The 26,218-nt window shown below is 49.6% G+C and carries 29 protein-coding genes and 1 tRNA gene; 14 read left to right on the forward strand and 16 right to left on the reverse strand.

The genetic code is table 11. From position 1 onward, the window contains the following. Window positions 1-91 precede the first annotated feature (91 nt). The 9 genes from AC1931_RS02415 (at window position 92) to AC1931_RS02455 (ending at window position 7,239) form a co-directional block, all read left to right on the forward strand. Window positions 92-1,399, forward strand: coding sequence for an aminotransferase class I/II-fold pyridoxal phosphate-dependent enzyme (locus AC1931_RS02415; RefSeq protein WP_483875631.1), 1,308 nt, complete (start codon window positions 92-94; stop codon window positions 1,397-1,399). Between the two features lie 101 nt (window positions 1,400-1,500). Beyond that, on the forward strand, window positions 1,501-2,775 hold the full coding sequence (locus AC1931_RS02420; RefSeq protein ID WP_483875632.1) for a tRNA nucleotidyltransferase/poly(A) polymerase-related protein: 1,275 nt from the start codon (window positions 1,501-1,503) through the stop codon (window positions 2,773-2,775). Window positions 2,776-2,803: 28 nt separating this feature from the next. Next, window positions 2,804-2,879 (forward strand) — tRNA-Gly (locus AC1931_RS02425). A gap of 65 nt (window positions 2,880-2,944) precedes the next feature. Further along, the gene (locus AC1931_RS02430; protein ID WP_483875633.1) at window positions 2,945-3,457 is read left to right on the forward strand and encodes a PaaI family thioesterase; all 513 of its coding nucleotides are present in this window, start codon (window positions 2,945-2,947) and stop codon (window positions 3,455-3,457) included. Between the two features lie 364 nt (window positions 3,458-3,821). Continuing rightward, the gene (locus AC1931_RS02435) at window positions 3,822-5,174 is read left to right on the forward strand and encodes a TrpB-like pyridoxal phosphate-dependent enzyme (RefSeq protein ID WP_483875634.1); all 1,353 of its coding nucleotides are present in this window, start codon (window positions 3,822-3,824) and stop codon (window positions 5,172-5,174) included. 32 nt (window positions 5,175-5,206) lie between these two features. Further along, window positions 5,207-5,401, forward strand: coding sequence for a DNA gyrase inhibitor YacG (locus AC1931_RS02440; protein WP_483875635.1), 195 nt, complete (start codon window positions 5,207-5,209; stop codon window positions 5,399-5,401). A gap of 14 nt (window positions 5,402-5,415) precedes the next feature. Continuing rightward, window positions 5,416-5,787 (forward strand): 6-carboxytetrahydropterin synthase QueD, encoded by a 372-nt coding sequence (gene queD / locus AC1931_RS02445; protein ID WP_483875636.1) that lies wholly within the window; start codon window positions 5,416-5,418, stop codon window positions 5,785-5,787. After that, window positions 5,765-6,514 carry a 7-carboxy-7-deazaguanine synthase QueE gene (locus AC1931_RS02450; RefSeq protein WP_483875637.1) on the forward strand — a complete coding sequence of 250 codons (750 nt, stop codon included), beginning with the start codon at window positions 5,765-5,767 and terminating at the stop codon, window positions 6,512-6,514. Before queD ends, AC1931_RS02450 begins: the two co-directional genes overlap by 23 nt. An 8-nt stretch (window positions 6,515-6,522) precedes the next feature. After that, a complete protein-coding gene (locus tag AC1931_RS02455; protein WP_483875638.1) occupies window positions 6,523-7,239 on the forward strand; it encodes a creatininase family protein in 717 nt (238 codons plus the stop codon). 3 nt (window positions 7,240-7,242) lie between these two features. Here AC1931_RS02455 and coaD read toward each other — a convergent pair whose 3' ends face one another. Continuing rightward, entirely contained in the window at window positions 7,243-7,731 is a 489-nt protein-coding gene (gene coaD / locus AC1931_RS02460) for a pantetheine-phosphate adenylyltransferase (RefSeq protein ID WP_483875639.1), read from the reverse strand. Next, the gene (gene rsmD / locus AC1931_RS02465; protein WP_483875640.1) at window positions 7,728-8,294 is read right to left on the reverse strand and encodes a 16S rRNA (guanine(966)-N(2))-methyltransferase RsmD; all 567 of its coding nucleotides are present in this window, start codon (window positions 8,292-8,294) and stop codon (window positions 7,728-7,730) included. Before rsmD ends, coaD begins: the two co-directional genes overlap by 4 nt. A 184-nt stretch (window positions 8,295-8,478) precedes the next feature. Between rsmD and AC1931_RS02470 the strand changes: the two genes are divergently transcribed. Next, window positions 8,479-9,612 carry a deoxyguanosinetriphosphate triphosphohydrolase gene (locus AC1931_RS02470; protein ID WP_483875641.1) on the forward strand — a complete coding sequence of 378 codons (1,134 nt, stop codon included), beginning with the start codon at window positions 8,479-8,481 and terminating at the stop codon, window positions 9,610-9,612. A gap of 62 nt (window positions 9,613-9,674) precedes the next feature. Here AC1931_RS02470 and AC1931_RS02475 read toward each other — a convergent pair whose 3' ends face one another. The 10 genes from AC1931_RS02475 to AC1931_RS02520 form a co-directional block, all read right to left on the reverse strand. After that, on the reverse strand, window positions 9,675-11,708 hold the full coding sequence (locus AC1931_RS02475) for a M1 family metallopeptidase (protein ID WP_483875642.1): 2,034 nt from the start codon (window positions 11,706-11,708) through the stop codon (window positions 9,675-9,677). Window positions 11,709-11,811: 103 nt separating this feature from the next. Next, complete coding sequence (locus AC1931_RS02480; RefSeq protein ID WP_483875643.1) at window positions 11,812-12,420, reverse strand: hypothetical protein; 609 nt, start codon at window positions 12,418-12,420, stop codon at window positions 11,812-11,814. 125 nt (window positions 12,421-12,545) lie between these two features. Beyond that, window positions 12,546-13,634: a KamA family radical SAM protein gene (locus tag AC1931_RS02485; protein ID WP_483875644.1), complete on the reverse strand. Its 1,089-nt coding sequence runs from the start codon at window positions 13,632-13,634 to the stop codon at window positions 12,546-12,548. Window positions 13,635-13,639: 5 nt separating this feature from the next. Further along, window positions 13,640-14,116: a GNAT family N-acetyltransferase gene (locus tag AC1931_RS02490; RefSeq protein ID WP_483875645.1), complete on the reverse strand. Its 477-nt coding sequence runs from the start codon at window positions 14,114-14,116 to the stop codon at window positions 13,640-13,642. Then, window positions 14,109-15,116 carry a D-alanine--D-alanine ligase family protein gene (locus tag AC1931_RS02495; RefSeq protein ID WP_483875646.1) on the reverse strand — a complete coding sequence of 336 codons (1,008 nt, stop codon included), beginning with the start codon at window positions 15,114-15,116 and terminating at the stop codon, window positions 14,109-14,111. The genes AC1931_RS02490 and AC1931_RS02495 overlap by 8 nt, the downstream gene beginning before the upstream one ends. Next, the gene (locus tag AC1931_RS02500) at window positions 15,094-16,161 is read right to left on the reverse strand and encodes a D-alanine--D-alanine ligase family protein (protein ID WP_483875647.1); all 1,068 of its coding nucleotides are present in this window, start codon (window positions 16,159-16,161) and stop codon (window positions 15,094-15,096) included. The genes AC1931_RS02495 and AC1931_RS02500 overlap by 23 nt, the downstream gene beginning before the upstream one ends. Window positions 16,162-16,423: 262 nt before the next feature. Further along, window positions 16,424-16,723, reverse strand: coding sequence for a ribosome assembly RNA-binding protein YhbY (gene yhbY, locus AC1931_RS02505; RefSeq protein ID WP_483875648.1), 300 nt, complete (start codon window positions 16,721-16,723; stop codon window positions 16,424-16,426). A 21-nt stretch (window positions 16,724-16,744) separates the two neighbouring features. Beyond that, window positions 16,745-17,068, reverse strand: coding sequence for an AzlD domain-containing protein (locus AC1931_RS02510; RefSeq protein WP_483875649.1), 324 nt, complete (start codon window positions 17,066-17,068; stop codon window positions 16,745-16,747). Beyond that, a complete protein-coding gene (locus tag AC1931_RS02515; RefSeq protein ID WP_483875650.1) occupies window positions 17,068-17,766 on the reverse strand; it encodes an AzlC family ABC transporter permease in 699 nt (232 codons plus the stop codon). The genes AC1931_RS02510 and AC1931_RS02515 overlap by 1 nt, the downstream gene beginning before the upstream one ends. A 55-nt stretch (window positions 17,767-17,821) precedes the next feature. Next, window positions 17,822-17,986, reverse strand: a complete 165-nt coding sequence (locus AC1931_RS02520; protein WP_483875651.1) for a hypothetical protein — start codon at window positions 17,984-17,986, stop codon at window positions 17,822-17,824. 163 nt (window positions 17,987-18,149) lie between these two features. Between AC1931_RS02520 and AC1931_RS02525 the strand changes: the two genes are divergently transcribed. After that, a complete protein-coding gene (locus AC1931_RS02525; protein ID WP_483875652.1) occupies window positions 18,150-19,112 on the forward strand; it encodes a LysR family transcriptional regulator in 963 nt (320 codons plus the stop codon). 20 nt (window positions 19,113-19,132) lie between these two features. Here AC1931_RS02525 and AC1931_RS02530 read toward each other — a convergent pair whose 3' ends face one another. Then, window positions 19,133-20,809 (reverse strand): Na/Pi cotransporter family protein, encoded by a 1,677-nt coding sequence (locus tag AC1931_RS02530; RefSeq protein WP_483875653.1) that lies wholly within the window; start codon window positions 20,807-20,809, stop codon window positions 19,133-19,135. A 260-nt stretch (window positions 20,810-21,069) separates the two neighbouring features. On the opposite strand from AC1931_RS02530, the gene pfkA reads away from it, so the two are divergent. The 3 genes from pfkA to AC1931_RS02545 all read left to right on the forward strand — a co-directional run bounded on the left by pfkA (window position 21,070) and on the right by AC1931_RS02545 (window position 23,186). Continuing rightward, entirely contained in the window at window positions 21,070-22,035 is a 966-nt protein-coding gene (pfkA, locus tag AC1931_RS02535) for a 6-phosphofructokinase (RefSeq protein WP_483875654.1), read from the forward strand. An 82-nt stretch (window positions 22,036-22,117) separates the two neighbouring features. Then, entirely contained in the window at window positions 22,118-22,855 is a 738-nt protein-coding gene (locus tag AC1931_RS02540; RefSeq protein ID WP_483875655.1) for a dienelactone hydrolase family protein, read from the forward strand. 37 nt (window positions 22,856-22,892) lie between these two features. Continuing rightward, on the forward strand, window positions 22,893-23,186 hold the full coding sequence (locus AC1931_RS02545; RefSeq protein WP_483875656.1) for a rhodanese-like domain-containing protein: 294 nt from the start codon (window positions 22,893-22,895) through the stop codon (window positions 23,184-23,186). A 148-nt stretch (window positions 23,187-23,334) separates the two neighbouring features. On the opposite strand, the gene AC1931_RS02550 is transcribed toward AC1931_RS02545, so the two are convergent. The 3 genes from AC1931_RS02550 to AC1931_RS02560 form a co-directional block, all read right to left on the reverse strand. Further along, complete coding sequence (locus AC1931_RS02550) at window positions 23,335-24,069, reverse strand: amino acid ABC transporter ATP-binding protein (RefSeq protein ID WP_483875657.1); 735 nt, start codon at window positions 24,067-24,069, stop codon at window positions 23,335-23,337. Further along, window positions 24,062-25,021, reverse strand: coding sequence for an amino acid ABC transporter permease (locus tag AC1931_RS02555; RefSeq protein ID WP_483875658.1), 960 nt, complete (start codon window positions 25,019-25,021; stop codon window positions 24,062-24,064). The genes AC1931_RS02550 and AC1931_RS02555 overlap by 8 nt, the downstream gene beginning before the upstream one ends. A gap of 97 nt (window positions 25,022-25,118) precedes the next feature. Continuing rightward, window positions 25,119-25,922, reverse strand: a complete 804-nt coding sequence (locus AC1931_RS02560; protein WP_483875659.1) for a transporter substrate-binding domain-containing protein — start codon at window positions 25,920-25,922, stop codon at window positions 25,119-25,121. Window positions 25,923-26,218: the final 296 nt, after the last annotated feature.

The following is a 26,218-nucleotide window of genomic DNA, read 5'->3' on the forward strand; positions in this document are numbered from 1 at the left end:
TGGTTTCAACACAGATAAAAATTCTTTAGACAACTGACAAATGTTATCCCAAATAAAGTGGCCTGTTGCCAAATATTCCTGACGGAGGATCATGATGAACCCACTTGCAGTGGAACTGAACGAGCTGATTCAAAAAAACAATCCCCATACCCTTGAGATGCTGTCTGATCTGGGTAAAAATCTGTTTTTTCCCAAGGGTATTTTAAGTCAATCGGCTGAGGCAAAAGAAAAGGCCCATAAATTTAATGCCACCATCGGTACCGCCACCGAAAAGGGTGGCCCCATGTTCCTCCAGTGCATTCACGATAAACTCAAGGATTTTGATCCTAAAGACATTTATCCTTACGCACCTCCCGCCGGCAAGCCGGAATTACGCAAACTCTGGCGTGAAAAGATGTTGCGCGAAAATCCCAGCCAGCAGGATAAAGTCTTTGGTGTGCCGGTGGTTACAAATGCTTTAACCCACGGTTTGTCTATTGTTGCCGACCTGTTCATGAACGCCGGTGATCAGGTTGTGATGCCTGATATGATGTGGGGTAACTATAACCTGACTTTTGTTACCCGTCGTGGTGCGGTGGTCAAAAAATTTACCACCTTCACTGAAGCCGGTGGCTTTAACGTCGAAGCCTTCAAGGCGTGTCTCAAACAAACTGCTGTGGAAAAGGGCAAGGCGATTGTCCTGCTTAACTTCCCTAATAACCCCAGCGGTTATACTCCGACCGTCGCTGAAGGTGATGCTTTGGTGGCAACTCTTAAAGAAGTTGCTGAAGAAGGCTGTAACCTGGTGGTTGTAACAGACGATGCTTATTTTGGTCTTTTCTACGAGGACTCCTTAAAAGAGTCATTGTTCGGCAAATTGGCTAACCAGCACCCGCGTCTGCTTAGTGTCAAACTTGATGGTGCCACCAAGGAGGAGTTTGTCTGGGGTTTCCGCGTTGGTTTTATCACCTTTGCCGATGGTATGGCCGGTGACAGCAATGAGGTGCTGACGGCACTGGAGAAAAAGACCCTGGGAATTATCCGTGCGACCATTTCCAACTGTCCCCATCCGTCACAGACCTTTGTTATCGACGCGCTTCGCTCTCCAGACTTTGACAAACAGAGACTGGAAAAGTTTGAGGTAATGCAGGGGCGCGCCCTCAAGGTGAAGGAGGTTCTTGCCGACAGCAGATATGCCGAATCATGGAACTTCTATCCCTTTAACTCCGGCTATTTCATGTGTCTTGAGTTGAAAAGAGTCGATGCCGAAAAACTGCGTGTACACCTGCTGAACAAATATGGTGTCGGTACCATTTCCATCGGCAGCAAAGACCTGCGTATTGCCTTCTCGTGTATCGAAGAGGAGGACATTCAGGAATTGTTTGACCTGATACATCAGGCGGAACAGGATCTTGCTTAGCCCGTTTCCGAATCAGAAATATACTTAATAAAATAGGGCTGCAGCTGATCGCAGCCCTATTTTATTAAGTGCTGTGTTTTTCATCTGCACAATGGATTGTTATGGACAACCCTCAATTTATTGAAAAACTGGGTCAGCAAATTCCTGTTTACTCAGTATTTTTTGACTCTTTGCATGCCAGTGGTTTGACAGCCTGGCTGGTTGGTGGTTGTGTGCGTGATCTGTTGTTGGGTAACGAGTGTGCTGACGTTGATATTGTCAGTACGGAAGATCCAAGCGCTTGGGCACGCGCCTGGGCCAAGGGGAGGGGACACTGGTTCTGGCTTGATGAGCAACGCCGCCAAAGCCGGATTTTACTTCCTGACGGGATGTCTTTCGACTTTGCTCCGTTGCGCGCTCCTACTATCGCTGATGACCTGAAAGCGCGTGATTTTACAATCAACGCTATCGCTGTATCCGTCAACGAATCAACCCTTCTTTTCGATCCCCTGGATGGTGCCGCTGACCTCAAAAAGCGGCAACTGAAAATGTGTTCAGCCTGCAGTTTCAGCGACGATCCGCTGCGGATTCTCAAGGGGATTCGTCATGCCGCAGTTCTTGATTTCACTATTGATGACCAAACCATCACCGCCATGACGCTCAAGGCGCATCTGCTGAAGCAGGTAGCAGCCGAGCGGATTCGTGAAGAACTGCTGAAGATTGTTGCCGTCAGAGATTTCGCATATGTCCTGGATATTTTAACCCGGACAAACATCCTCCAGGTGTTGTTTGGAAAGCCTGATACAAGCTGGTCTGAAAAGGATTATGATACAAACCATCGATTCCTTTGTGAACGTTTGGATGCTTTTTGTGGTGAAGATCGGCTTGCCATCAGCAAGAAATTACACCAACAACGCCCAATCTTTCATCTGGCGGCCCTGTTGGTGGCGTATACCTCACAACCCTTTGTCCATATGTATCCGCTGCTGCGCCTGAGCAGGACTCAGCAACGTCTGTTAGGAGCCTTGTGTCATGAACTGCCGAAGCTTTGGCTCCAGCAGTTGTCGCGATTGTCATCAGTGCGTCAACATGCGCTGGCGGTGGAGCAACTTCACCCTTGTGGTGAGGAACGGATTCTTTATCATGGCTGGTGCCGGGAGCAGCTTCAGGATGATATTGCGATCGCCTTGCTGATGACCTATGAGCAACAACAGGTTAACGGTCGCATTCCTGACCTGCTTGATGGTCATGTGATAACTCAATATGCCGGTACTGATAAAAGCATCATAGGTGAGTTGCTGCAGCAGATTAAAACCTTGGAAATAGAGGGACGGATTCATTCAGTAGCGGATGCACACGCCTGGTTACTAGTGCATTTTGGATTTGACAAAAACTGAACGCTATCTCTATACTGCGCACCACCATGCGGGAATAACTCAGTTGGTAGAGTATCAGCTTCCCAAGCTGAGAGTCGCGGGTTCGAATCCCGTTTCCCGCTCCAATACAATCAAGGGCTTTAGCTGATAACAGCTTTGGCCCTTTTTTTTCACAATACAGGACTTGCGCATGGACACAACTGCAACTGGTACTTATGAAAAGAACGTTGATCTAAGTGGAGATACTAGCTGGACTGATTTTGATGCGCCGGCGCTGGTCGGCAATTCACTGCGATTTGTTTCCGGCGATCCACAGGGGGAGCGCTTTCGTGTCCGCTATTATCGTGATGCTGCCCAGCAGTTAAAAGCGCGGGTGTGGTTCGGCCCGGAAACCGAAGGACCGCCTGGTCATGCCCATGGTGGATCAATTGCAGCAGTACTTGACGAGGTCCTGGGCTTAGCGGGCTGGGCTGCAGGTCACGCGGTAGTTGTTGCCAATCTCAATGTCAGTTTTCGTAACCTGCTGCCGCTGCAAAAAGTGGTGACGGTCGAGAGTGAAGTGGTTTCGGTCAATGGACGTAAAGTCCTGGTGAAGGGGAGGGTGGGCAGCGGGTCAGCTATCTATGCTGAGGCAGAATGCCTGTGCATTGCGATCCGTAACCCAAAAGCCTCAGATGAGATGAACGAGAAGACCAGTTCATGACCAGCGACCAGATCAGCCCTTAAATACCTAGCGCCACAACATGACAACTCCTTGTGCAAATACAGGACAGCACCACAATTGTCGCTTGCCTCAACGCATCTTTAATACCTGGTCAATTCTGTAGGAGTATTTTCCGCAGGAATACATCAATATGGTGTTGATTGATAAAAAACTAGAGCGGTAACATGTTAACCGGTTGAATCCATCAACTGGAGCGCTGGAATCTTGTTTTTACTGTCGTTACATGCTATCCAGACATGTTCATCCTCTTGTAATTTTTTTGCAGAATTCTTTTATTTTCTGTTTTTACTTGAACATTTTTTCACTGATATCGCCAAAGCTTTAATAGCGCAAGGAGACATCCATGCAGACGAAGATTATCCTTCCCGAGTCACAGATTCCACGTCAATGGTACAATATTATCCCCGACATGCCCGGCCCTCTGGCGCCGGTTATCCATCCCGGTACCATGCAGCCGGTCTCTCCCGATGATCTGCTTCCTCTGTTCCCCATGCCGTTGATTGAACAGGAGGTCTCGACCCAGCGCTGGATCGATATCCCGCAGGAAATCCTCGATATTTACCAGCTTTGGCGCCCGGCACCAATGTTCCGTGCCCATCGTCTCGAGAAAGCTCTCGGCACCCCGGCAAAAATCTACTACAAGTATGAAGGTGGTTCTCCGGCCGGCTCCCATAAACCCAACAGCGCCATTCCACAGGCATATTACAACAAAATTTTCGGAACCAAGCGCATCGCTACCGAGACCGGTGCCGGACAGTGGGGTTCATCGATTTCTTTGGCATGTCAGATGTTCGGACTGGAATGTACGGTTTACATAGTCAAGGTTTCCTATAACCAGAAACCCTACCGCAAGAGCATGATGCAGCTCTGGGGGGCAGATGTTATCCCATCCCCCTCGCCCCGTACCAATGCCGGCCGCGCAATTCTTGCTCATGATCCTGACAGCAACGGCTCTCTTGGTATCGCTATCAGTGAGGCGGTTGAAGACGCCGCCACCCGTGAAGACACCCGTTATGCTCTGGGTAGCGTACTCAATCATGTTTGTTTACATCAGACGATTATTGGTCTCGAGGCCAAAGCGCAGATGGAGATGATCGGTGATTATCCGGATGTGGTTATCGGCTGTCACGGCGGCGGCTCCAACTTTGCCGGTATTGCTTTCCCCTTTATTGCCGACAAGGCCAACGGCAAACAGGTACGGGTTATTGCTTTCGAACCGGCAAGCTGCCCGACCCTGACCCGGGGTGTGTATGCCTTTGATTATGGTGATACGGCAAAAATGGCACCGGTTTCCAAGATGTACACCCTTGGCCATGACTTTATGCCACCGGGGATCCATGCCGGTGGCTTGCGCTATCATGGTGCTTCACCACTGGTATCGCAGCTGGTTCATGCCGGTATTGTTGAAGCCAGGGCAGTACAACAGTTGGCTTGCTTTGAAGCGGCGGTACAATTTGCCCGCTGTGAGGGGATTATCCCGGCACCTGAATCGAGCCATGCGATTCGCGGCGCCATCGATGAGGCGTTGCAGGCCAAGGAAGAAGGCAAAGAAAAGACTATTCTTTTTAATCTCTCCGGGCACGGACATGTCGACATGACTGCCTACGACGATTATCTTGCCGGCAAGCTCAATGACTATGAATATCCTGAAGAAGAAATCAAGGAGTCATTGTCACATCTGCCCAAAGTTGGCTAGAATGGAGGATGATGACTAAAAAGGTTGTTTCAATGGAGAAAATAATCAGATTAAACTGCCCTTATTGCAGAACAGAAACCCAGTGGCAGAACAACCCCTCGCGCCCCTTTTGCTCGGAGCGCTGCCGCATGATTGATCTCGGACGTTGGGACAATGAGGAATACGCGGTAGCCGGAGAAAAAGCTCAGGAACCGGCGGACAATACGGACGAAACGCAGTTTCCATAACCTCAGGAGATCCTATGTTCCACCTCTCAATCATAACCAGCTTTGCCGCCGCCCATAACCTGCTGCATTATCAGGGTGACTGTGAAAACCTGCATGGCCACAACTGGAAGGTTGAAGTGACAGTGAGTACCGAAGGCCTGGATAAATCAGGGCTCGGCATCGATTTCAAAATCCTGAAAAAACATACGCGCGAGATCATGAACTACCTGGACCACAAGTATCTTAATGATCTCGATGCCTTTAAGGATATCAGCCCGTCTTCTGAACAGATTGCGCGTTTTATTTTTGAGCAAATTGAGAAGTCGCTGCAGGAATACGAGGTAAATGTCCAGAAAGTAACGGTATGGGAATCGGATAATGCATATGCTGCATATACCCGCAGCTGATCTGATCGAAGTTTTTTCCTCGCTGCAAGGGGAAGGGGAACTGCTAGGACGGCGCCAGGTTTTTATCCGCTTTGCCGGCTGCAATCTCGACTGTGACTACTGTGATACCAGTTTTTTTAGTAGATGCCTGTGCCTGGTAGAGGCAGACCCTGGTTCCGGTGCCCTGGTCGACTATGAGAATCCGGTTCCTCTCGGGCGGATTGTGGATCTTATCCGGCAGTGGACTAAGGTCTACCCTCAAGCCCATCACTCCATCAGCATCACCGGCGGCGAACCATTATTACATGCTGAATTGCTTGAGCTCTGGTTGCCTCATCTGCGTAAACTTCTGCCGATCTCTCTGGAAACCAATGGCACTTTGCCGGCAGCTTTGCGTTTACTGGTGCAACACCTCGATTATGTTGCCATGGATATCAAATTGCCATCGGTGACTGGCCAGGTGACCGACTGGCAGGCCCATGCCGATTTTCTCGCTGTAGCCGTTCAAACTCAGTGTTCAGTGAAGATCATTGTCGGTGACCGGACAACCGACGTCGAACTGATACGCGCGGCCCATCTGGTTCATGACATTTCTGCAGCTACCCCGATTATTTTGCAACCGGTAACCCGCGACAACAAGGTGGCTGTTTCGGTGCGACGTTTACTGGCATTACAGGAGCAGGTTGCTGCAATCCATTCGGAAACTGTTGTTGTCCCCCAAACTCATATATTTATGGGGGTTATGTAGGTGGCGCTATGATAATTGAAGAAATGACCATGGTTGAATTTGCCGCCGGTCTGAAAACCACGCGCACGGTTATTGTCCCCTTTGGTTCGACCGAGCAGCACGGCAATCATCTGCCCCTAGATACCGATACCCTCCAGGCCATCGACATTGCCCGAGTTGCTGCCACCAAACGATCTCTGTTTGTAGCTCCGCCGGTCCATTATGGTGTGTGCCGCTCAACCGCACAGCATCCGGGTACCATCGGGATTTCTACCGGCACGTTAAAAATGCTTGTACTGGACCTGGTTACTTCCCTTTATATCCAGGGGCTGCGTTATATCGTTCTGCTCAGTGGTCATGCCGGAACAACCCATATGGCCGTCCTGGTCGATGCCGGCGAAGAACTGCTGAATCGTTTTGGCGATGTCCAGATTGCGGTGATAAAGGAATACGATCTGGCCCTGGCAGCAGGAGAGGGCTTATTGGAAACCCCGGGCGATTCCCATGCCGGTGAGATTGAAACCTCACGACTGATGTGCTCACACCCTGGGCTGGTCAAGGGGATTTCAGCGGCAGAATATCCGTCGTTTCCACCTGGAATTCTGGTGCGCGACAAGAAAAAATACTGGCAGGGTGGGGTCTGGGGGGATCCATCCAAAGCCAGTGCCGCCAAAGGGGAATTACTGCTGCAACGTATGGCTGAAAAGCTCTGTGAGACCATTGCTGCTTTGGAAGGGATGCACTGATGGTCAGCGATGACCAAATTTTTCCATCAGTTTGTCGGCAACCAGCGTTGGCACGAATTTGCTGATATCACCCTTGAGGCGGCCTACTTCCTTGACTATGGAGGAACTTAAATAGGCACATTCAGGGGAGGTCATCATAAAGAGGGTTTCTACCTGCTGACAGACGGTACGATTCATCTGTGCCAGCTGAAATTCAAATTCGAAGTCGGTGACTGCGCGCAATCCCCGCAGGATCACCCGTGCTTTTTTGCTGACAACATAATCAACCAGCAAGCCGCTAAAAGTTTCTACCTGGATGCGTGGATTGTCCGCGACCAGTTGATTGATCATGTCGATGCGTTCAGCAATAGAAAAGAGACCTTTTTTTTCATTGTTACAAGCCACGGCAACGACAACCTTATCGAATATTTCCAGGCCGCGGCTGATGATATCAAGATGACCGTTAGTTAGCGGGTCGAATGACCCTGGGTAGATAGCTATATGTCGATTCATGAAGTTTCCTCAGGTAAACCAAACAGATGGATTGCCGTTGAACCATAGCAACGACTGTCAAGCGCGGTCAAGGTGCCCCGGTGCTGTGGGATCTCGCTGCGATGGGTCTCCGCGCAGATTATTCCACCATCGGCTAAAAGATTCAATGATTCAACTTTTGCAATGACCAGATCTGTTAATCCGGCATGGTAGGGCGGATCAAGAAGGATCAGGTTAAAGGGCGCGTATCGGCACACTTTGTCAAGGCAGGCTGGAAGTTCACCGGGGATCAATGTCGCCCGCTCGTCATATCCGCATGCAGAGATGTTGTCCTTAATCAGTCTGATGGCGTAGGGGCTTTGCTCGATCAACACTGCCGTTGCAGCCCCGCGGCTTAAAGCTTCGAGGGACTGAGCGCCGGTTCCGGCAAAAAGTTCAAGCACCTTCAGATCACTGAGTCCACCAAAGCGGCTGACCAGCATGCTGAACAGGGCTTCACGAACCCGGTCAGGGGTTGGACGAATCTGCTTGCCGTCAAAGGCTGCCAGTTTTCTCCCCCGGGCTGAACCGGCGATGATACGCATGATTGATGAAAGCTCCTGCTGATTGTCAATATTACTGCTTGAATGGGTTTTTATCAGCAGCCCCGGGTTAAGGGCAAGGTTTATCATTAATATGTTGATGAATCTCTGCTGTCGTGACTTTTATTGTCACACCTGTTGCGCATTCTGTAGCTAAACTCTGGTTATTTAAAAAAGGAGTGCAGCCATGCACGAAGATTATTTATCCGACTATGCCACCAAAAGTATTACCAGTCGCGGCCGCAAATATTCAGAAGCCTACAAGGATGATCGCATGCCATTTGAGCGTGACCGTGACCGGATTATCCACTGTGCCGCATTTCGCCGTCTTGAATATAAAACCCAGGTGTTTGTCAACCACGAAGGGGACTATTATCGAACCCGTTTGACTCACTCCCTGGAAGTCGCCCAGATCGCCCGTGGTATTGCCCGCAAGCTACGCCTCAATGAAGATCTGGTCGAGGCCCTGGCTCTTTCACATGATCTGGGCCATACCCCGTTCGGCCATACCGGCGAGCATGTTCTGAACCGCCTGATGAAGGATCATGGCGGTTTTGAACATAACCAGCAATCGCTTCGGATTGTTGAAGTGCTGGAACAACGTTATCCTGATTTTGACGGGTTGAATTTGAGTTACGAAACCCGTGAAGGGATTATCAAACACACCACATCTTACGATAAGGCCGGAACGTCTTCGGTCACCCATTATTGTCCACAGGAACAGCCGAGCCTTGAAGCACAGATTATCGATCTCGCTGATGAAATTGCCTACAATAACCACGATATAGATGATGGGTTAAAGGCCGGCTATATCAGTATCGATGACCTGTCCGGAGTAGAGCTCTGGCAACGGACCTGGGTCGACATTGGCCTTCGCTTTCCCGGGATCAGCGAAAAGCGTCAGATTCTTCAGACAGTCAGCCGTTTAATCGGTGAACTGATTCAGGATCTGGTGATAACAACAACAACTGAACTTCAGAACCACCGGATTATCACTCTGGACAATGTTCGCAATCACCCCGGCCGGCTGGTGACGTTCAGTAGTGATATGAAAGAACGCAACAAGGAACTGAAAACGTTTTTGTTCAGAAAACTTTATCGACACCATAAGGTCGAGCGCATGCGCGTCAAGGCCGAACGCTTTTTGACTTTGCTGTTTGAAAATTATCTGGAAAACCCTTTGCTGTTACCGGAAAAGTACCAGCGTCGCTACGAGCAGCACGGCCGCGAACGGGTGATTTGCGATTATATCGCCAGCATGACTGATCGCTATGCCCAGGATGAGTACAAGCGTCTGTATGAGCCGTTTGAGCGCGCTTGATCATTCAGGATCTATCCTGTAACCCATAAGTTTTATGGATTACAGGATACTGGTTGTCTTGGTTAAAGGTTTTTTTGCAGCGGGGATGTCGTTGGCACACTGAGTTCTTTGAGCTGGTTATTGCCATTACTAAAAAAAAGCTGTCCGTAACGCCCGTAGTGCGGGATTCTGCGGGCCACAGACGCCGCATATGTTGATCCATCACTGACAAACCAGGCAGCATGGCGCTCTGGCTGATAAGGGTTACGTGTGACGATAACCCCCGCACTTTCTGTCGACATTGCTGCCCCATTCTGATGATGAACGAGGAGGTTCTCTAACGCCTCACCCATCTCTGCCCTCGGCATCAACCAGTCGTTAATTCCAAAAATCAGTAAATCATGCTCAGACAGTTGTGCGGTAGTAACCTGGTCAGCGAAAACGACCGGGATACCGTCCTGGCGCAGCCCGTCGAGTAACGTCTGGCGTGCTGACGGCACTGGTGACAACCGTTCTGCAACAACCGCCATCAGCTTCGTGCTGCCGCGGATAGAGGCAACCGTTGAAGGGATTTCCGTTGGATCCATCAGGCGGAACAGGTCGACATCCGGATCAATAGTGATCTGCTGCGGTTGCCATGGAGTGGTGATTAAAAATTCTTGTTGCTTACTATCGATGCGGATGGTCTGCTTGTATTCTTCATGGGTGCTGTGCAGACGAATATTGACCAGCAGTTGATAGGGGGCAACATCTTGCTGCAATTTGCCGCGTGTGATCCAGCCATTGTCGCCTTGCTCCAGCGTTACCTGACTAAACTCTAGTTGCAGGTCATCGGTTCTGCTCGTCCATTGATAAAAGAAGGGGCGTAAATCGTCGCCGGTCGCGTCGCTGAAATAATCTGCAAAATGATCCCAGCCGATGCGGGAAAACATGTGTTTTTCGGCTATATCGGCCAGTACCTGCCAGAAAATCTCATCTCCCACCCTATGACGCAACATGTGAAAAATCATCATGGTTTTACCATAGCCAATGGCTTGAGCGGGGCGATTGCTGCGATACATGAAGTTTTTTACGGCAAAGCGATTGGTCGGGTTGGTAAGGTTGGCATAGGTCATCAGGTGATTGAGGCGATAGCTGCGTGCTTGTACACTGCTATTATATTCTTCATAGAGGTGATCAGCGATATATGTGACCAGGCCTTCAGACCAGTTGCCTTGATTGAAATCAACCCAGACTCCGTTCCCCCACCATGAGTGGGCAATTTCATGGCCGAGACTGGTAGTGACAACAAAAGGCAGGCGGATCACTGTACTGCCAAGCAAGGTCCAGCCAGGCAGGCCATAACCGGTCGGGAAAAAGTTTTCGACGATGGCAAAGTGGGCAAAAGGGTAGGGGCCGAACAAGCGTTCATAGAGATCGAGATATTTGCGTGATTCTTTGAGGTAGGTTGGTGCCAACTCGGCCGATCCCTCATAAAAGTAGGCGAAGATCGGCACTGATCCGCTGACATCTTCAAATACCTGATAAGGTCCTGCAGATAGAGTCAGCCCGCGCACAGGATAATCAATTTTCCAGGCCGACGTACTGAAGGAACCATCATGATGACGATGAAGGCGCTCACCGGAGGTCACCGCTTCGGTGTTGCCGGGGGCGCTGATACGCAGCTGATAGCTGATAGCTGAATCATTTATTTGGGGATACCATGCGGTTCCGGCTGAAAGATAGGTGCCGGCAGGACTGATCGTTGCCGAAACGCCAAAGCTCGGGTCTTCAGTATGGACGGCAGTTATAGGGACGGGATCATTAAAGATGGCGGAATAATCAATTTCAACCGGCTCATCGCTGTCGAGCAGCAGCAGGTTCAAACGGCCGTTGTGAAACTGATAGTTAATAACCCTTTGTCCTTGGCGGATCTGATGAATGCGGGCTTTAGGGGAAAGACGCAGCTGCAACTGCTGCCCGGCAAGCTGATCAATTCTGATCGTTGCGGTTCCTTCCAGCAGTTGCTGAGCCGGATGGAGCTGCAGATCAAGATGATACTCGACAGCAGCCCAGGACAGTGTTGAAAAGGTGAACAGGGTCGTTGTCAGCACAAACAGCAGAAATCGTTTCATCATCACCTTTGCTAAACAAAAAGTTACAATTTCAGTCTACATTCTAACCTCTGTCGCGATTTAGTATCAAGATGCCTGCAGAAGTTCACTGCTGACTGACCCCGGTTTACTGTTCCCGGTGTTGTTGATGCCAGTCGCGCATGGCAAAAAGTTCACCATAGGTCAGGTGGGGGCGAAGGTTGCGCGCTGCCTGTTCACGGTAATGACGCAATTCCGGATAGTGTTGACAAAAAATATTCAGTTCGTCAATAACCGGATCATCATCCGGTATCTGCCTTAACTGCTCAATGGAAAACATGATCTTTTTCAGCGCACGGCCTAAAATGGTACCGGAAGTGACGATGCTACCAGCAAGCAGACCGGCAATAATACTTGCGCCCCAAGGCTGATTCATAGAAATGGCGAGTAGCAGAGTTGCAGCTGCTGCCGTGGTGACGATGCTGATAGCGATGGCAATCAGATCTGAAAAAAGTAATGATTCACGGGTCGAGGTAGCGAGAACAATGGCAATGACAAGGCTCAAGGCAATCAAAACCATAATGGCTGGGCCGCTGAGAAAATTACCGAAATAAAACAGCAGCAGCAGCAAAATATGAATCCCATCTGAAATACAGGATCGGACCATCAATTTTCTGCGCTCTTGTTTTAACACGGTCAGGGAACTTCCAAGTTCCGTACTGGTGGGTGGATCAAGGGTCAAATCAAAGAAATACATAGAGACAAAACCAGTATTGGGTTGATGGTTGTGCGCTGAAAGATGTAACCATCATTCCTGTTTTGTGACGGGAAAGCAACCCCATCTGCCTGTACAAGACAAACGGGGTTGCTCAATTTTCGTAATCAGTAAGGACGGTTAACCACTTTTTCTAGGGGTTCATCGATTTCGCGTTCCAGAGCGTTGGCGTAGTGAAATTCTTTTCCCTGGTAGTTTTTTAATACGACATCAGCGCCAAGTGATTGCAGATAGTCGGGTAAGAGTGGAATTTTGCCCCCACCACCAGGTGCATCGATAACGTAAGCCGGTACTGCCATGCCGCTGGTATGGCCACGCAGAGCCTTGATGATTTCCAACCCCTCTTCCACCGTGGTACGAAAGTGATCGGTACCCTGCACCAGATCAGCCTGATAGATGTAGTAAGGACGCACCCGGATCTGCAATAATTTATGCATCAGCTGTTTCATCACCTGGGGATCGTCGTTCACTCCACGCAGCAGAACACACTGATTACCTAAAGGGATCCCGACATTCGCCAGGCGCTCACAAGCCTTCGCCGACTGGCTGGTGATCTCGTCCGGGTGATTAAAGTGGGTATTCAAGTACAAGGGATGATGCTTGCGTAATACCCGGATCAGCCCTGAAGTAATCCGCATCGGCAGCACAACCGGTACGCGAGTACCGATGCGGATGATTTGAACATGAGAAATCGCCCGCAGGCGTGTGAGTATGTCATCAAGCTTTTCATCACTGAGCAGTAATGGATCACCACCGGAAACAATGACATCGCGAATTTCGGGGTGAGCAGCGATGTACTCAATCCCGGCACTGATAGTGCTGCTGCTGATCTGCATGTCGGCACCACCAACTTTCCGCTTGCGGGTACAAAACCGGCAATACATGGCACATTCGGAACAGACCAGAAACAGCACCCGGTCAGGATAGCGGTGTACCAGGTTGGGTACCGGGCTCTGATTCTCCTCTTCGAGAGGATCATCAACACAGACGCTCTCGTGACATTCACGCTGGTCGGGAACCGCCTGGTTCCAGATCGGATCACCGACATATTTGATCAGGTCGCGGTAATAAGGGGTCACGCGCATTGGATACTTATTGGCAACAGCTTTAAGAGGTGCCGGATCAATGCCGTAAGCCCGAGTCAGTACTTGTGGGTCAGTAATACTTGCCTGTAACTGTTTTTGCCAGATTTCCATAGCCCTCACCTAGAGTCTGAAAAACGTTTAACATAAGTAATACGGTCATCACCGGGACGGTAAAAGTCGCGAATCCGCGCTTCTTCCTGGTAGCCACCCTGCTCGTAAAAGCTGCGGGTGCGCTGATAAAACTCCTGGGATGAGGTTTCCAGACAGAGCATCCGGGCTCCCCGCGCCTTTAGGCGTTTTTCGGTTTCTTCCATCAGTTGGCGTCCAAATCCTTTCCCGTGAAGTTCCGGATCAGTAGCGATCCAGTAGAGATCATAATTTCCTTGGGTCAGGGGTACCGCTCCGAACAACACATAGCCTGCCACCCGGTTATCAGCGTCGGCAATAATGACCTCATAGTCCTGTTGGTCCGGGTTGTTTAAAACGCTGTCGAGCAGTTCCAGCGCACAGGCAACTTCTGCACTGTTAAAAGCATTGCAGGTGAGCAGAATCCTTTCAAGTTGGGTGCGGTCGTTGTGATCTATATTACGCATGGGAATCTCCTTTGCGGGCCAGAGCCATATTAAGTATGCGCTGAATCAATGTCGGGTATTCGTGTCCGGCTACCCCAGCTGAACGGGCAAAGCCGGCATCGGGACAAATATCCGGATTGGCATTGATTTCAAGAATATAGGGAGTATCCTCCTGCAGTCGGATATCAACCCGGGCATAATCGCGACAACCGAACAGCCGACAGGCCTTGATAGCGATCTGTTCGATTTTTTTACGGAGTTTTTCGTCAACATCTGCAGGACACTGAGGTGTTGTGCCCTGGTAGTCTGCCGATGTCGTCTCCCATTTTCCGGCATAACTGACAATAGGAGCCTTAAGGTTTCTGGCAAAGACAATCTCGGCCAGGGGCAGGGCAGCGGTAGGAGGATTGCCGAGGACGGAAACATTAAATTCACGCCCGGAAATGAAGTGTTCAATCAGGGCATCCTGACAATAACGATCGTGGATATAGCGGACCCTTTTTTTCAGGGTCGATTCGTTGTGGACGATACTATCCGGGCCAATACTTAAAGACGCATCTTCACTGCAGGGCTTGACGATCAGAGGATAACCTATGGTTAATCTGGGGACCGCTTCATTACGTTTTACACAATAATATTCCGGGGTCGGAAGACCATGACGTACCAGAATATCTTTGGTCAGTCCCTTGTTCTGGGTCAGGGCCAGACACAGGGACGGTGAACCGGTATAGGGAATATCCAGCAGCTCATAGAGAGCGGCAATGTGCATCTCCTTGGCGCTGTCACCGCGGTATCCTTCACACAGGTTGAAAATGACCGCCGGACGCAGCAGCTGAAGTTTACCGATAAAGGAAACCACTTCTGAGCCCAGCGGAACCAGGGCAGCAACGTGTCCCAAGCGCCGGAGTGCAGCGGCAACTGCCTGTGCTTCGGTCTCGGCTCCAGCTTCGGAGATGAAATCCTGATGCTCACCGCGGATCGGGGTTGGTGAGGCCAGGTTATAACAGATTGCGACTTTCATCTCTGAACTCCTGAACAAGATTATAGCGTTGTGATGCGATATCAACCACCTGCAGGATCATCTCGGTATAAGATAATTCTGCCGCTCGAGCTGCTTTGGGGAAGCAGCTGTTCTGTTCAGGCCGGGGAAGAATTCCCGGCAACGGGTTCAGTTCAATAACCTGTGGGCGCCCTAACTCATCCAGGCGGACATCGACCCGGCACCAGTCACGACAACCAAGGGCGTTAAAGGCATTGCGACACAGTTGTTCAATCTGTTGTTGAAGGAAGGGATCGAGCATCGCGGGGCAAACAAAAATCTGCAGAGGAGATTTTTCCGTGTCCCACAACCATTTAGCTTCATAGGAATAGATCGGGTTGCTGCCTGCAGGCAAGCTGGAAAAGTTAATCTCGACAATCGGGAGGACCCTGATGTCGGCGCCATTGCCCAGTAGCGCCACGGTAAATTCGCGACCGGGGAGGAACTCTTCGATGATGGCTTTTTGGGCGTAAGTCGCCGCGATCCACTCTAACTGGCGGACAAGTTGCTTGCGATTATGCACCAATGCATTGTTGGTAACCCCCTTGCTGGAACCTTCCAGGCAGGGCTTGACCATTAGCGGGTACCGCAGGTTACGTGGAATTTCGACGGGATTTGTAATGGTCCAGAAACGCGGACTGGGCACTCGATGCTGTTTCAAAATCTCTTTAGTACGTTGTTTGTCTAGACATAGTCCCAGGGTGATAGGATCACTACCACTATAAGGAATCTGCAGCATCTCAAGCAGTGCGGGAATCTGAGCCTCACGACTGGCGCCATGCAAACCTTCAGCGATATTGAATACGAAATCCGGTTTTAGCTCACGGAGTTTTTCGAATGCATCCAGGTCGGCATTGATCAGGGTCACCTGATGGCGTGTTGACAGGGCCGCTTCCACCGCCGCAATGGTTTCGATATCATCCCATTCGGCATAGATGTCACTGGCAGGTTCAGCAGGAGGTTGCGAGGGAGGTTCGTCGTCGTTGACTGACTCCTCACGCAGATTAAAAACAAGCGCAACGTTCATGATAACCCCTTTTTATGTAGCCTGAATAAAACAACCAAACCATAAAGCAACAGCGTACGCAGTTCGGGTGCCTGGCGGCAATGGCTATAAAAAGGGGTCACTTTTTATGCTTGGGTCGTTACGCATTCCCGAACATGAATGCTGTTTTATGCAGCATATACGCTCATAATCAGGATTCGTCAATAAAAAAAAATTCGAGCCCTAATAAAAAATATAAGTGACTATATTTCAGTAGATTAGAAGCTTGATTGGAAAAGCTGTCTCAGGCTTTCGGTAAGTTAATCAGGGGGTTTTCCGGGTGTCTGCGATAGAGCAAAAAGGTCCTGCCGAGCACCTGAGCGACACTGGAGGCGGTTGCTCGTGCCAGTTCATCAGCGATCTCGCGGCGATCACTGAGGCATCCGTCCTGCAGTTTCACTTTGATCAGTTCATGGCTCGTTAATGCTTCGTCAGTTGCAGTCACCACCCTATCAGTCAGTTCGTCCTTGCCAATCATCACAATTGCGTGCAGATGGTGTCCAACTCCGCGCAGGTATCGAGCCTGTTTGCCTGTCAGTTTCATGATGTTTTCCATAGGTTATGATTACAAAAAAATCCCGGCGAACCAGTAAAGCAACATGCCAAGCAGCACGGTTCCGCCGAGACTACGGGTTTTCACGGCAAAGATCAATGTCGGAATAGCGACCAGAAATTCCAGTTTTCCAAAGGTAATGGCTGCATTGGTGGTATCGATGAAGAGGATCGGGGCCAGCAATGCGCTGAGAACCGCAACCGGGATGTATCCAAGCCAGTCAATCAACCCTTGCGGCATCTTTTTATGGGACAGATAGAGCAAGGGCAGGGCGCGGGGCAGGTAGGTCACCAGACCCATGCCGACAAACAAAAACAGGTAGTCATTAACACTCATCAGCTTTTATCACGTTTTTTTTGGAGCAGATAGCCGCAGGTTGCGGCACAGACAGCAGCGCCGACAATATAGGAATCCCCCGGAACGAGCTTTGCCCACAGCACCGCGACAACAGCAGCAATGATTCCAGTAATAACATGAAGTCGTTTGTGGAACTGGAACACCAGCAGACAGATAAACATCCCGATCAACGCATAATCGAGACCAAAGGCACCTGGCGGCACAAATTGTCCGACCAGTACTCCGCTGACAGTAGCCAGGACCCAGACACTGTTGGCCAGATGATTGACGATCAGGGCCTGAAAACGCGTCCAGTCGTCGGCTCGAAACCGCGCTATGTTAACAGCAAAACTCTCATCCGTAACACCATAGGCAAATAGCGTCAGAAAAGAGCGTTTAACACCATGCAGATAAACCGCCAAGGCAGAGCTCATCAGTACATGGCGCAAATTAACAATAAAGGTCGTACCGATGATCGCCCACAGGGAACTGCCGGCGGCAATCATGGCAACACAGATAAACTGGGCACTGCCGGCAAAGACCAGAATCGACATCATTGCCATCGCCCACCAGGGAATATTTGTCTGACCAGCCAGGACGCCAAGGGCAAGACCAATGGGAAAGTACCCGAGACAGATTGGCCAGGCGGCATAAACTGCCTTTTTTATTGAAGTAGAAGAGTGGAGTAGGGGATTCATGAGAAGAGGGTTTATCACTATCCGCCGAACAGTTCAAGGGAGGTTTTGCACCTGTTCAGTAACCGGCACCCCAGCGACTCATCAGATGGAGTCTATCATCGTCAGTGATCCAGTCGCCATTGACGACGCGACCACGGTGCTCCCAGACTTTAAGACGGATAGAACCGATAATGGTCAGCACAGCGATGGTTACAAAAACCGCTAAAATAAGATATGTCATAGTGAACTCCTGTTTGCTCCGGCCTTGTTGGCCGGAGATTTTTCAACTTTAACCAGACTTTTCTCCATTTGGGATTCCCACGGAGATTGAGTCTTTATGGATGGATTATTTCATTGTCATGATATATAAGTAAATTACTAAGAATGAATCTATAGGATAAGCTATGATTAACTTGCCAGATATGAATCGATTGAAGATTTTTTACTTTGTTTATAAACTTGGCAGTAGTGTTGCCGCTTCACGGCAGTTAGGTCTGACTCAACCGGCAGTAAGCCAGCAACTAAAAAAACTTGAAGAAGAATTAAAAGCTCCCCTGTTTGTCCGGATGCATAAACAGCTGGTACCTACGGCAGCCGGAATTCACCTATACCGCCTGATTGCTCCACTGTTTGAGAAGTTGATCAGTGAAATCAGGTCGATACGTTTACCTCATGACCGGCCGTCAGGAATATTGCGCATCGGTGCTCCACGTGAATTCGGCAAGGAGTATTTGCCGCGTTTTTGCCATCGTTTTCGAATGATTTATCCAGATGTTACCTTTGAGTTGAAACTCAAGGAAGCGGTACCGCTGTTATCGATGCTACAAAAAGGCGAACTTGATTTTGCCCTGGTCGATGTTTATTACGAACCGGGGGAGCTTCCTGGATTTCCAGTTGTTTTCGGTATGGAGCCGTTACTGCGGGAAGAGATGATGCTCGTGTCATCGAGGGATTACTATCATAGGGAAATCAACGGTGACCATAGCCTGATCAATCTGGCCGGCAAGGATTTTGTTACCGATGAGGACGATCCGTCGATCCTTGATCTCTGGTTTCGTCATCATTTCAATAAGCTTCCGGAATCATTGGCTGTGGTGATGACGCTGGACACACATGAGGCCCTGCTGAACAGCCTGCGTTTGGGAATGGGGCTCGGCGTTGCCACCGCTCATCTGATCTGGCGAGAAATTCAGCGAGGAGATCTTGTCCCGATTACAACGGCGAAAACAAACATGGTTAATATGATTTCCCTGGTGCAACTTTTAGATAAGATTCCGACTTTGACGGAAAAGGTTTTCCGGGAATTTCTGTTGCAGGAAGTTCAGCAACATGAAGTGACCGGGTGGTTCCAGTGTATATCTGATTGATGTGAATAGTTCGGCCTGCTTCAGTCTTCATCCTCAGCCAGGGCTTCGTAGAGATTCACCGTATGGTTTTTAATGCGGCGCATAGCTACCGCCATATCGCTGAAGGTTAATGCGGGCAGAGCGTTGCAGGAGCCCTCCTTCATCCGCTTCAAATGAGCCTTGCGGACAGAATCAGCCAGATCGTTCAGACGCTTTGCTTCCTTGCGGATCAGGGTTTTGTTGATCTCTGCTTCACTATGAAAAACCTTGCACACCAGATTGAAAAAAGCAAAGAGTTCATGATGAAAGTTATGCAGATCAGCCCAGGCATCGGCACTGTAGTCGAGATCGTTTTTTTCGAGACGACGCATATAAGAACACAGTGAGAGGGCATAGTCAGCAATAGATTCCAGTTCATCCGCCGCACGTACATAGGCATAGGCACAATCTGATTGTTCCTTGGAGGATTTCCCCCCCTGCATCAACGATACGGTAAAGGTGGTAATTTCATGCTGGATAATATCGGTCTGCTCTTCTATTGCCTTGACCTTACGGTAAAATTTTTCATGATCTTTAAGGTCGCGCTGGAGAAAGCTGCCGGCATGACGTAGAGCCTTATGAACCCGTCCCTGCATTTTTTTCAGTTCTTCAAATACCATCGTGATACCAAGAGCTACAGGCATGGAGCCGGGAGCACCGACATATCTGAACGAACCTTTGGGTCCGCCGACCCTGTCCGGCACCAATTTAGTGACCAGACTGGCAAGTACCCCAAGAAACGGCAGAACCATGAGGGTAGCTGTTACATTGAACATGCTGTGGGCAAAGGCAATATGTGCGGCGATATAGGGGCGGTCGCCGGCTTCGTTGGCATAATTGGCGATGCCCGGTACCAGGGTCTCAACCAGGGCAACAAAGTATGAAAAAATGATAACCAGAATGAATACCCCCACCACATTGAATACACTATGAGCCATAGCTGTACGACGGGCAGTGACCGTGCCGCCGATCGCCGCCAGTTGGGCGGTGATGGTTGTGCCGATATTTTCACCCATGACCAGGGCAACAGCCGTGTGGAAAGGGATAGCGCCGGTCATGGCGAGGGCAATCGTGATGCCGAGCATGGCTGAGCTGCTTTGCACAATCATGGTCAGCAGACAGCCGATAAGAACGCATCCGAGAATGCTGATCAACGACTGAGCATCGAGAAGCAGCATCAGGTTCATAAAGCTTTCATCACTGCGCAGCGGCCTGAACGCATCACTCATGATTTCCAGACCAAAAAAGATCAACCCTAGGGCAACCAGGGTTCGCGCCGTAGCAGTGATACGGTCATTTTTTGAAAAGAGCATCGGGAAAATGCCAAGACCGATAAGCAGCAACCCATATTTTCCGATTTTGATTGCCAGTATCCAGCCGGTTATCGTGGTGCCGATGTTGGCCCCGAGAATAAAACCGATGGCCTGGGTCAGTTGCATCAATCCGGCATTGACCAGGCCGACAACCATCACGGTAGAGATTGTTGATGACTGGACAAAAGCAGTTACTGCAATCCCGACGAGGACGGCCAGAATACGATTACTGGTTAACGATGAGATGACTTTGCGGATAACCCCACCCGACAGCAACTGCAGGCTGTCGGAGAGAAACTTCATGCCGAGGATAAAAACACCCAGGCCACCAATTGCGGTGTAGGTCATTGTAAAGTAGTCAATCATATGTTTTGTCCAACTCGTAATTAATCTGTTAGAGTTACTTCAATTGTCGGCAATTTAGATCCCTTTTTTTTTTCAGTCAAGGATAAGGACAGCAGAAAAATCCTTTTTTTTTATTAGTATAAAAAATCATTCGAAAATATATAGTTACGATCGTTTTATTAGAAAAGACAGGACAGCAAGAAAATCTGCATGCATCAAATTCTACTTTTTGTGTCAAAAGAGTACTTAACAATCTGGACAGAAACGAAAGGGGTACATAGATGCTCAAACGAATAGCTGTATTGACCAGCGGAGGAGATTGTTCGGGAATGAATGCCGCTGTCAGAGCCGTGGTACGTGCCGGTCTGGTGTCCGGCATCGAGGTCATTGGGGTGCAAAAAGGGTATCAGGGATTGATTGATCGATTATATGAAAAACTGACGACTAAATCTGTCAGCGGTATTCTGCAGCGTGGAGGAACTTTTCTCCAAAGCGCTCGTTGTAAGGAAATGCGTACCGACGCCGGCCTGCATCTGGCCTGCGACACGTTGAAAGGTCTCGGAGTCGAGGGGTTGGTGGTGATCGGTGGTGATGGCTCACTGGCTGGAGGACAGGCAATTTACCAGCAGGGTATTCCAGTCGTTGGAATTCCTGCCTCCATTGATAATGACATACCATATACCGACTTGTCTCTGGGAGTTGATACCGCCCTGAATAATATCGTCCGGGCGGTGGACAACCTTAAAGACACGGCGTCATCCCATACTCGTGCGTTTGTCGTAGAAATCATGGGTCGTCATTGTGGTTATCTGACGGTAGCAGCAACTATTGCCAGCGGTGCCGAGTTCAGCTTGATACCGGAAGAACCATTTGATCTGGAACAGATTTGCAGGGATCTGCGCAAACGCTATCAGGAAGGGCGTAACAACAGTATTATTATGGTGGCAGAAGGTGCCGGTCGGGCCGAGGATGTCGCCGCACAAATCAAGGATCGCATCGGTTTTGAAACCCGGGTCATTGTGCTGGGTCATTATCAGCGCGGTGGATCCCCTTCAGCCTTTGATCGTATACTTGGGGCGCGTTTTGGACGTGCCGCTGTCGATGGATTGATACAGGGTCACGCCGGCACCATGACGGGCTTGCAAGGTTCGGTTATTGCGTTAACAGATCTGAAAAAAGTTACGGAATCCGGAATTCGGCCGATTAATCCCATGTTTCCTTATCTTGCCAATAGCCTGTCTGTTTAAAATTACAGTGGGTATTCCCAATCTGGAGCAACCTCTGATATAGTTTACCGAAATAGTAATGTTTGCTTCTGGAGGTTTTTCTATGAAAAGTTTACTTGCTGCTCTGTTGTTCACCCTGTTTGCTTCCAGCAGTTTCGCCGCTGGATCGTTTGTTGACTATCAGATTGATGGTGTCACCTATGAAGGTTATTTCATCAGCCCCGGATCTGCGGCGTCATTGGTTTTGTTGATTCATGATTGGGACGGGCTTGGTCAATACGAGATTCAACGTTCACAGATGCTCGTTGACCAGGGATATGCGGTTTTCGCTGCTGACATGTTTGGTAAAGGAGTACGACCTGATCAGATTGATGAGCGTCGGCGCTTGACCAATGCCCTCTACCAGGATCGCCCAATGATGCGCAAGCTTCTGCAAGGAGCACTGGAAGCGGCCGATCATCAAGGGGCAAATATCGATAATGCCGTAGCTATTGGATACTGTTTTGGTGGTGCTGTCATTCTTGAGCTGGCACGTGCGGGAGCTTCGTTGAAGGGGTTTGTTTCTTTTCATGGCGGCCTGACGACACCCGAAGGGCAGAGTTATGCTGAAACAAAAGGCTCTGTCTTGATCCTGCACGGCACGGCAGATACGGCTGTTAGCATGGATGATTTTGCGCAACTGGCAAAAGAACTGGAGGAGCAAAAAGTGGTTCACGAAATGACCACCTACAGTGGTGCTCCTCATGCGTTCACCGTGTTTGGATCAGATCGATATCGCGAAGACGCTGACAGAAAATCGTGGCAACGTTTTTTGGAGTACTTGAAAGAAACCTTGCAATAACTTGACCCAACAACCAATGTTCAAGGAGTACGCACAGATGCTGCAGAAAATTTTCAATGTTTTATTGGTCGTGAGTCTGACCTTAATCTCGTCAGCTGGACTGGCCGCAAGCCCTACACATCCTGATCAGATTCCGCGGATCAATATTGTAGATCTTCAAACACTGCAAAGTCAGCAGTCAGTTGTTTTTGTTGATACACGTACGCCAGGGCAGTGGCAGCAAGCGGTTGATAAAATCCCCGGTGCGCTGCGCATTACAACACAGGCAGAGTTTGATGCGTTTACCCGTATGGTGCCGAGCGACACGGTAGTTGTAACCTATTGTACCTGACCGAATGAATCTTCCAGCGCCAGTCTGGCGCTGATTCTTGTCAATAATGGCTATACCCGTGTCTATGCACTTTTAGGGGGGTATGCTGCCTGGCAAGCAATGAAATTACCAGTGGAGGTTAAATAGACAGGATAAAATTAAAGATAACCTACAAAACCTGCTTTAAAAAATGTTTGGCGCGTTCTTCCTGCGGGTTGGTAAAAAAATGTTCCGGGGTACCTTCTTCAACCAGTTTGCCGTGATCCATGAACAGTACTCGATCAGCGACCTCGCGGGCAAAACCCATCTCATGAGTGACTACTACCATTGTCATCCCTTCACGGGCAAGCTGTTTCATGACCTCAAGGACCTCACCAACCATCTCCGGGTCAAGGGCACTGGTCGGCTCGTCAAACAACATCACCTTCGGGTCCATCGCTAATGCTCTGGCGATAGCGACGCGCTGTTGCTGCCCCCCCGATAGTCGAATCGGGTATTCCATCTCCTTCTCGGCAATACCGACCTTATTCAACAGGGCCCGGGCCTTTACCGTGGCATCGGACTTTTTTCTTTTACGAACAACTGTTTGCGCCAGCACCAGATTCTCAAGTACGGTTTTGTGTGGGAACAGATTGAACTGCTGGAAGACCATCCCAACTTCGCGACGGATCTTGTTAAGATCAGTTTTGCGATCTGCCAGGTCAACACCATCAATGTAAATATGCCCTGAGGTCAGCTCTTCAAGGCCATTTAAACAGCGTAGGTAGGTCGATTTTCCGGACCCGGAAGGGCCGATGACAACGACTACTTCACCGGATGTGATATGCGTGGTGATGCCGTCAACGGCGTGCACTACTTGTCCTCGGCCATGAAAAGTTTTCTTCAGATCGATGGTTTTAATCACTGACTGCTAGCCTCCGCTCAACCCAGGAGATCACCTGAGAGAGAACTGAAGTGAGAGTAAGATAAAGAAAAGCTACAACAAACCAGATTTCAAAGGTGGCAAAGGTCGAGGTAATGACCTCTCGACCCGCCTTGGTAAGATCCGTAATGGCGATAACCGAAACCAGGGATGAATCCTTGATCAAGCTGATAAACTGCCCGGCCAGGGGTGGCAGGGTGCGTTTAAAGGCCTGAGGTAGAATAATATGAATCATCGCCTGGGGAGTATTCATCCCGAGGGAGCGAGCCGCTTCCATCTGGCCTTTGGGGATCGACTGAATTCCGGCGCGAATAATTTCTGCGACATAGGCACCGGCAAAAATCGACAGGGCGGCAATACCCGCCGGCATACGGTCAATGTTGAGCACCGTGCCGAAAAAGAAGTAGACAATAAAAATCTGCACCAGCAAGGGTGTGCCGCGAATAATCTCAATATAAATAATTGATAACTGGCGCAGCGTGATGTTTTTTGACAGCCGGCAGAGTCCGGTAACCAGCCCGATGATAAGGCCGATAATGCTGGAAATGGCAGATATCCACAGGGTGACCCCGAGGCCGTACAATAAGGGACCGACTTCCCACTTGAAAGTAGAACCTATTTGATCGCCGGCAAAAAGACTTTCGTCGGGATAAACCTTCAAGGTATCGGAATCGACGGTAAAGGATTCAACTTCATCGAATTGATTGCGAATCGTTACTGTGGTTGAGTCGCCGACGGCTTCAATCCCGACAACCTGACTATCGTAAGCGGTCCGCTTAACGTTTTCATGATGATAAACGAAATACTGGGGGACACGGTTCCAGCGCCAAGCATAATTGACTTTACTCGTCGCTACCCAGAGTCCTGCACAGATGACAACAAGGATTAATATCGTCAATAACCGCCAATGCCAGTCTTTACGATAGCTGTTCACGTGTAGGTTCGCCCTTTTTATTGATTTTAAGCATAGGAAAGCGCGGACAGCCCGTGATAATTTTCGACCAGGATGTCCGCGCCGGCAAGAAAGAGAATCAGTTTTGAATCTGCTTTAACCACTCATCACTGACAAACCATTTGTTGTAAATCTGCTCATAGGTTCCGTCATTTTTAATCTGATTGAGAAAGTTGTTGAGCCAGTTAAGAAAATCGTAGTTGCCGCGGCGGATGGCCCAGGCCAGGGGTTCATGAGTGAAAGGTTCGTCTAGAAACACCAGGTTGCCATCATTACGCTGGGCGTAGGTAATGGATAGCAGTGGGAGATCATAGACAACGGCGTGAACCTTCCCGTTGAGCATGTCGAGAACCGCTTCCTGCTCGGTTTCAAAAGAAACATACTGGGCTTGCGGAATCATCCGCTGAACCGCCTGCTCTCCGGTAGTGCCGAGTTTTGAGGATACCTTGTATTTAGGGTTGTTCAGATCACGGTACGATTTAACCTCATCGGCGATTTCTTTGCGGATGATAACCGTCTGTCCAACGACGATGTAAGGGTCGGCAAAGTTAACCGAAAGATTGCGCTGCTGGGTCAGGGTCATGCCACTCATGATGATATCGAATTTGTCGGTCAACAGGGCGGGAATGATGCCATCCCAGGCGGTGCTTACCAACTCCAGCTTAACCCCCATGGCGTTGGCCATCCGCCGTGCAATATCGACATCGAAGCCGATAATTTCACCGCGCTGGTTCGTCAATTCAAACGGCATATAACCAGGTTCCATGCCGACCCGCAACACTCCGCGCTGCAGAATCTCGTCAAGAACGTCGGCAGTAGCGAACGCAGGAGCCAGTAAACTGACAGATAACAGACAGGCCAGCATGATTTTTACAAGTTTCATCGATCATCCTCCATACTTAATGAAAGTCATAGTGATGTCAGAAGCGTCTTAAACGAAATCTGACGGTGGAAAAACAATGGGGTCATCAATAGGATTTGCCTTCATCGAGAAGTTCAGATATAGACATGCGGGTTCCACACTGAGGACACGCGGGCAGGTCTTGAACTGGAAAATAGATGATCTCAGTGTAACGGCAGCGTGGGCAGATAACTTCGACCGGCTCCCGTCTTGTTCGATCCTTATGCTCCATGGATGACTCTTTATTAAATCTGTTCTACGCTGTCTGATCTAATGGT

The sequence above is a fragment of the Pelovirga sp. C15f genome, from assembly GCF_057178085.1.

What these genes read in the sequence shown, in the direction of transcription:
- AC1931_RS02545 (WP_483875656.1), top strand. Translation starts at nt 22,893, where the DNA reads ATGCTGCAGAAAATTTTCAATGTTTTATTGGTCGTGAGTCTGACCTTA.
- AC1931_RS02520 (WP_483875651.1), bottom strand. Translation starts at nt 17,986, where the DNA reads ATGACATATCTTATTTTAGCGGTTTTTGTAACCATCGCTGTGCTGACC.
- AC1931_RS02560 (WP_483875659.1), bottom strand. Translation starts at nt 25,922, where the DNA reads ATGAAACTTGTAAAAATCATGCTGGCCTGTCTGTTATCTGTCAGTTTA.
- coaD (WP_483875639.1), bottom strand. Translation starts at nt 7,731, where the DNA reads ATGAATCGACATATAGCTATCTACCCAGGGTCATTCGACCCGCTAACT.
- yhbY (WP_483875648.1), bottom strand. Translation starts at nt 16,723, where the DNA reads ATGAAACTGACAGGCAAACAGGCTCGATACCTGCGCGGAGTTGGACAC.
- AC1931_RS02500 (WP_483875647.1), bottom strand. Translation starts at nt 16,161, where the DNA reads ATGAACGTTGCGCTTGTTTTTAATCTGCGTGAGGAGTCAGTCAACGAC.
- AC1931_RS02430 (WP_483875633.1), top strand. Translation starts at nt 2,945, where the DNA reads ATGGACACAACTGCAACTGGTACTTATGAAAAGAACGTTGATCTAAGT.
- AC1931_RS02530 (WP_483875653.1), bottom strand. Translation starts at nt 20,809, where the DNA reads ATGATTGACTACTTTACAATGACCTACACCGCAATTGGTGGCCTGGGT.
- AC1931_RS02515 (WP_483875650.1), bottom strand. Translation starts at nt 17,766, where the DNA reads ATGAATCCCCTACTCCACTCTTCTACTTCAATAAAAAAGGCAGTTTAT.
- AC1931_RS02415 (WP_483875631.1), top strand. Translation starts at nt 92, where the DNA reads ATGATGAACCCACTTGCAGTGGAACTGAACGAGCTGATTCAAAAAAAC.
- AC1931_RS02480 (WP_483875643.1), bottom strand. Translation starts at nt 12,420, where the DNA reads ATGTATTTCTTTGATTTGACCCTTGATCCACCCACCAGTACGGAACTT.
- rsmD (WP_483875640.1), bottom strand. Translation starts at nt 8,294, where the DNA reads ATGCGTATCATCGCCGGTTCAGCCCGGGGGAGAAAACTGGCAGCCTTT.
- AC1931_RS02420 (WP_483875632.1), top strand. Translation starts at nt 1,501, where the DNA reads ATGGACAACCCTCAATTTATTGAAAAACTGGGTCAGCAAATTCCTGTT.
- AC1931_RS02475 (WP_483875642.1), bottom strand. Translation starts at nt 11,708, where the DNA reads ATGATGAAACGATTTCTGCTGTTTGTGCTGACAACGACCCTGTTCACC.
- AC1931_RS02485 (WP_483875644.1), bottom strand. Translation starts at nt 13,634, where the DNA reads ATGGAAATCTGGCAAAAACAGTTACAGGCAAGTATTACTGACCCACAA.
- AC1931_RS02490 (WP_483875645.1), bottom strand. Translation starts at nt 14,116, where the DNA reads ATGCGTAATATAGATCACAACGACCGCACCCAACTTGAAAGGATTCTG.
- AC1931_RS02525 (WP_483875652.1), top strand. Translation starts at nt 18,150, where the DNA reads ATGATTAACTTGCCAGATATGAATCGATTGAAGATTTTTTACTTTGTT.
- AC1931_RS02440 (WP_483875635.1), top strand. Translation starts at nt 5,207, where the DNA reads ATGGAGAAAATAATCAGATTAAACTGCCCTTATTGCAGAACAGAAACC.
- queD (WP_483875636.1), top strand. Translation starts at nt 5,416, where the DNA reads ATGTTCCACCTCTCAATCATAACCAGCTTTGCCGCCGCCCATAACCTG.
- AC1931_RS02510 (WP_483875649.1), bottom strand. Translation starts at nt 17,068, where the DNA reads ATGAGTGTTAATGACTACCTGTTTTTGTTTGTCGGCATGGGTCTGGTG.
- AC1931_RS02540 (WP_483875655.1), top strand. Translation starts at nt 22,118, where the DNA reads ATGAAAAGTTTACTTGCTGCTCTGTTGTTCACCCTGTTTGCTTCCAGC.
- pfkA (WP_483875654.1), top strand. Translation starts at nt 21,070, where the DNA reads ATGCTCAAACGAATAGCTGTATTGACCAGCGGAGGAGATTGTTCGGGA.
- AC1931_RS02450 (WP_483875637.1), top strand. Translation starts at nt 5,765, where the DNA reads ATGCTGCATATACCCGCAGCTGATCTGATCGAAGTTTTTTCCTCGCTG.
- AC1931_RS02435 (WP_483875634.1), top strand. Translation starts at nt 3,822, where the DNA reads ATGCAGACGAAGATTATCCTTCCCGAGTCACAGATTCCACGTCAATGG.
- AC1931_RS02495 (WP_483875646.1), bottom strand. Translation starts at nt 15,116, where the DNA reads ATGAAAGTCGCAATCTGTTATAACCTGGCCTCACCAACCCCGATCCGC.
- AC1931_RS02470 (WP_483875641.1), top strand. Translation starts at nt 8,479, where the DNA reads ATGCACGAAGATTATTTATCCGACTATGCCACCAAAAGTATTACCAGT.
- AC1931_RS02455 (WP_483875638.1), top strand. Translation starts at nt 6,523, where the DNA reads ATGATAATTGAAGAAATGACCATGGTTGAATTTGCCGCCGGTCTGAAA.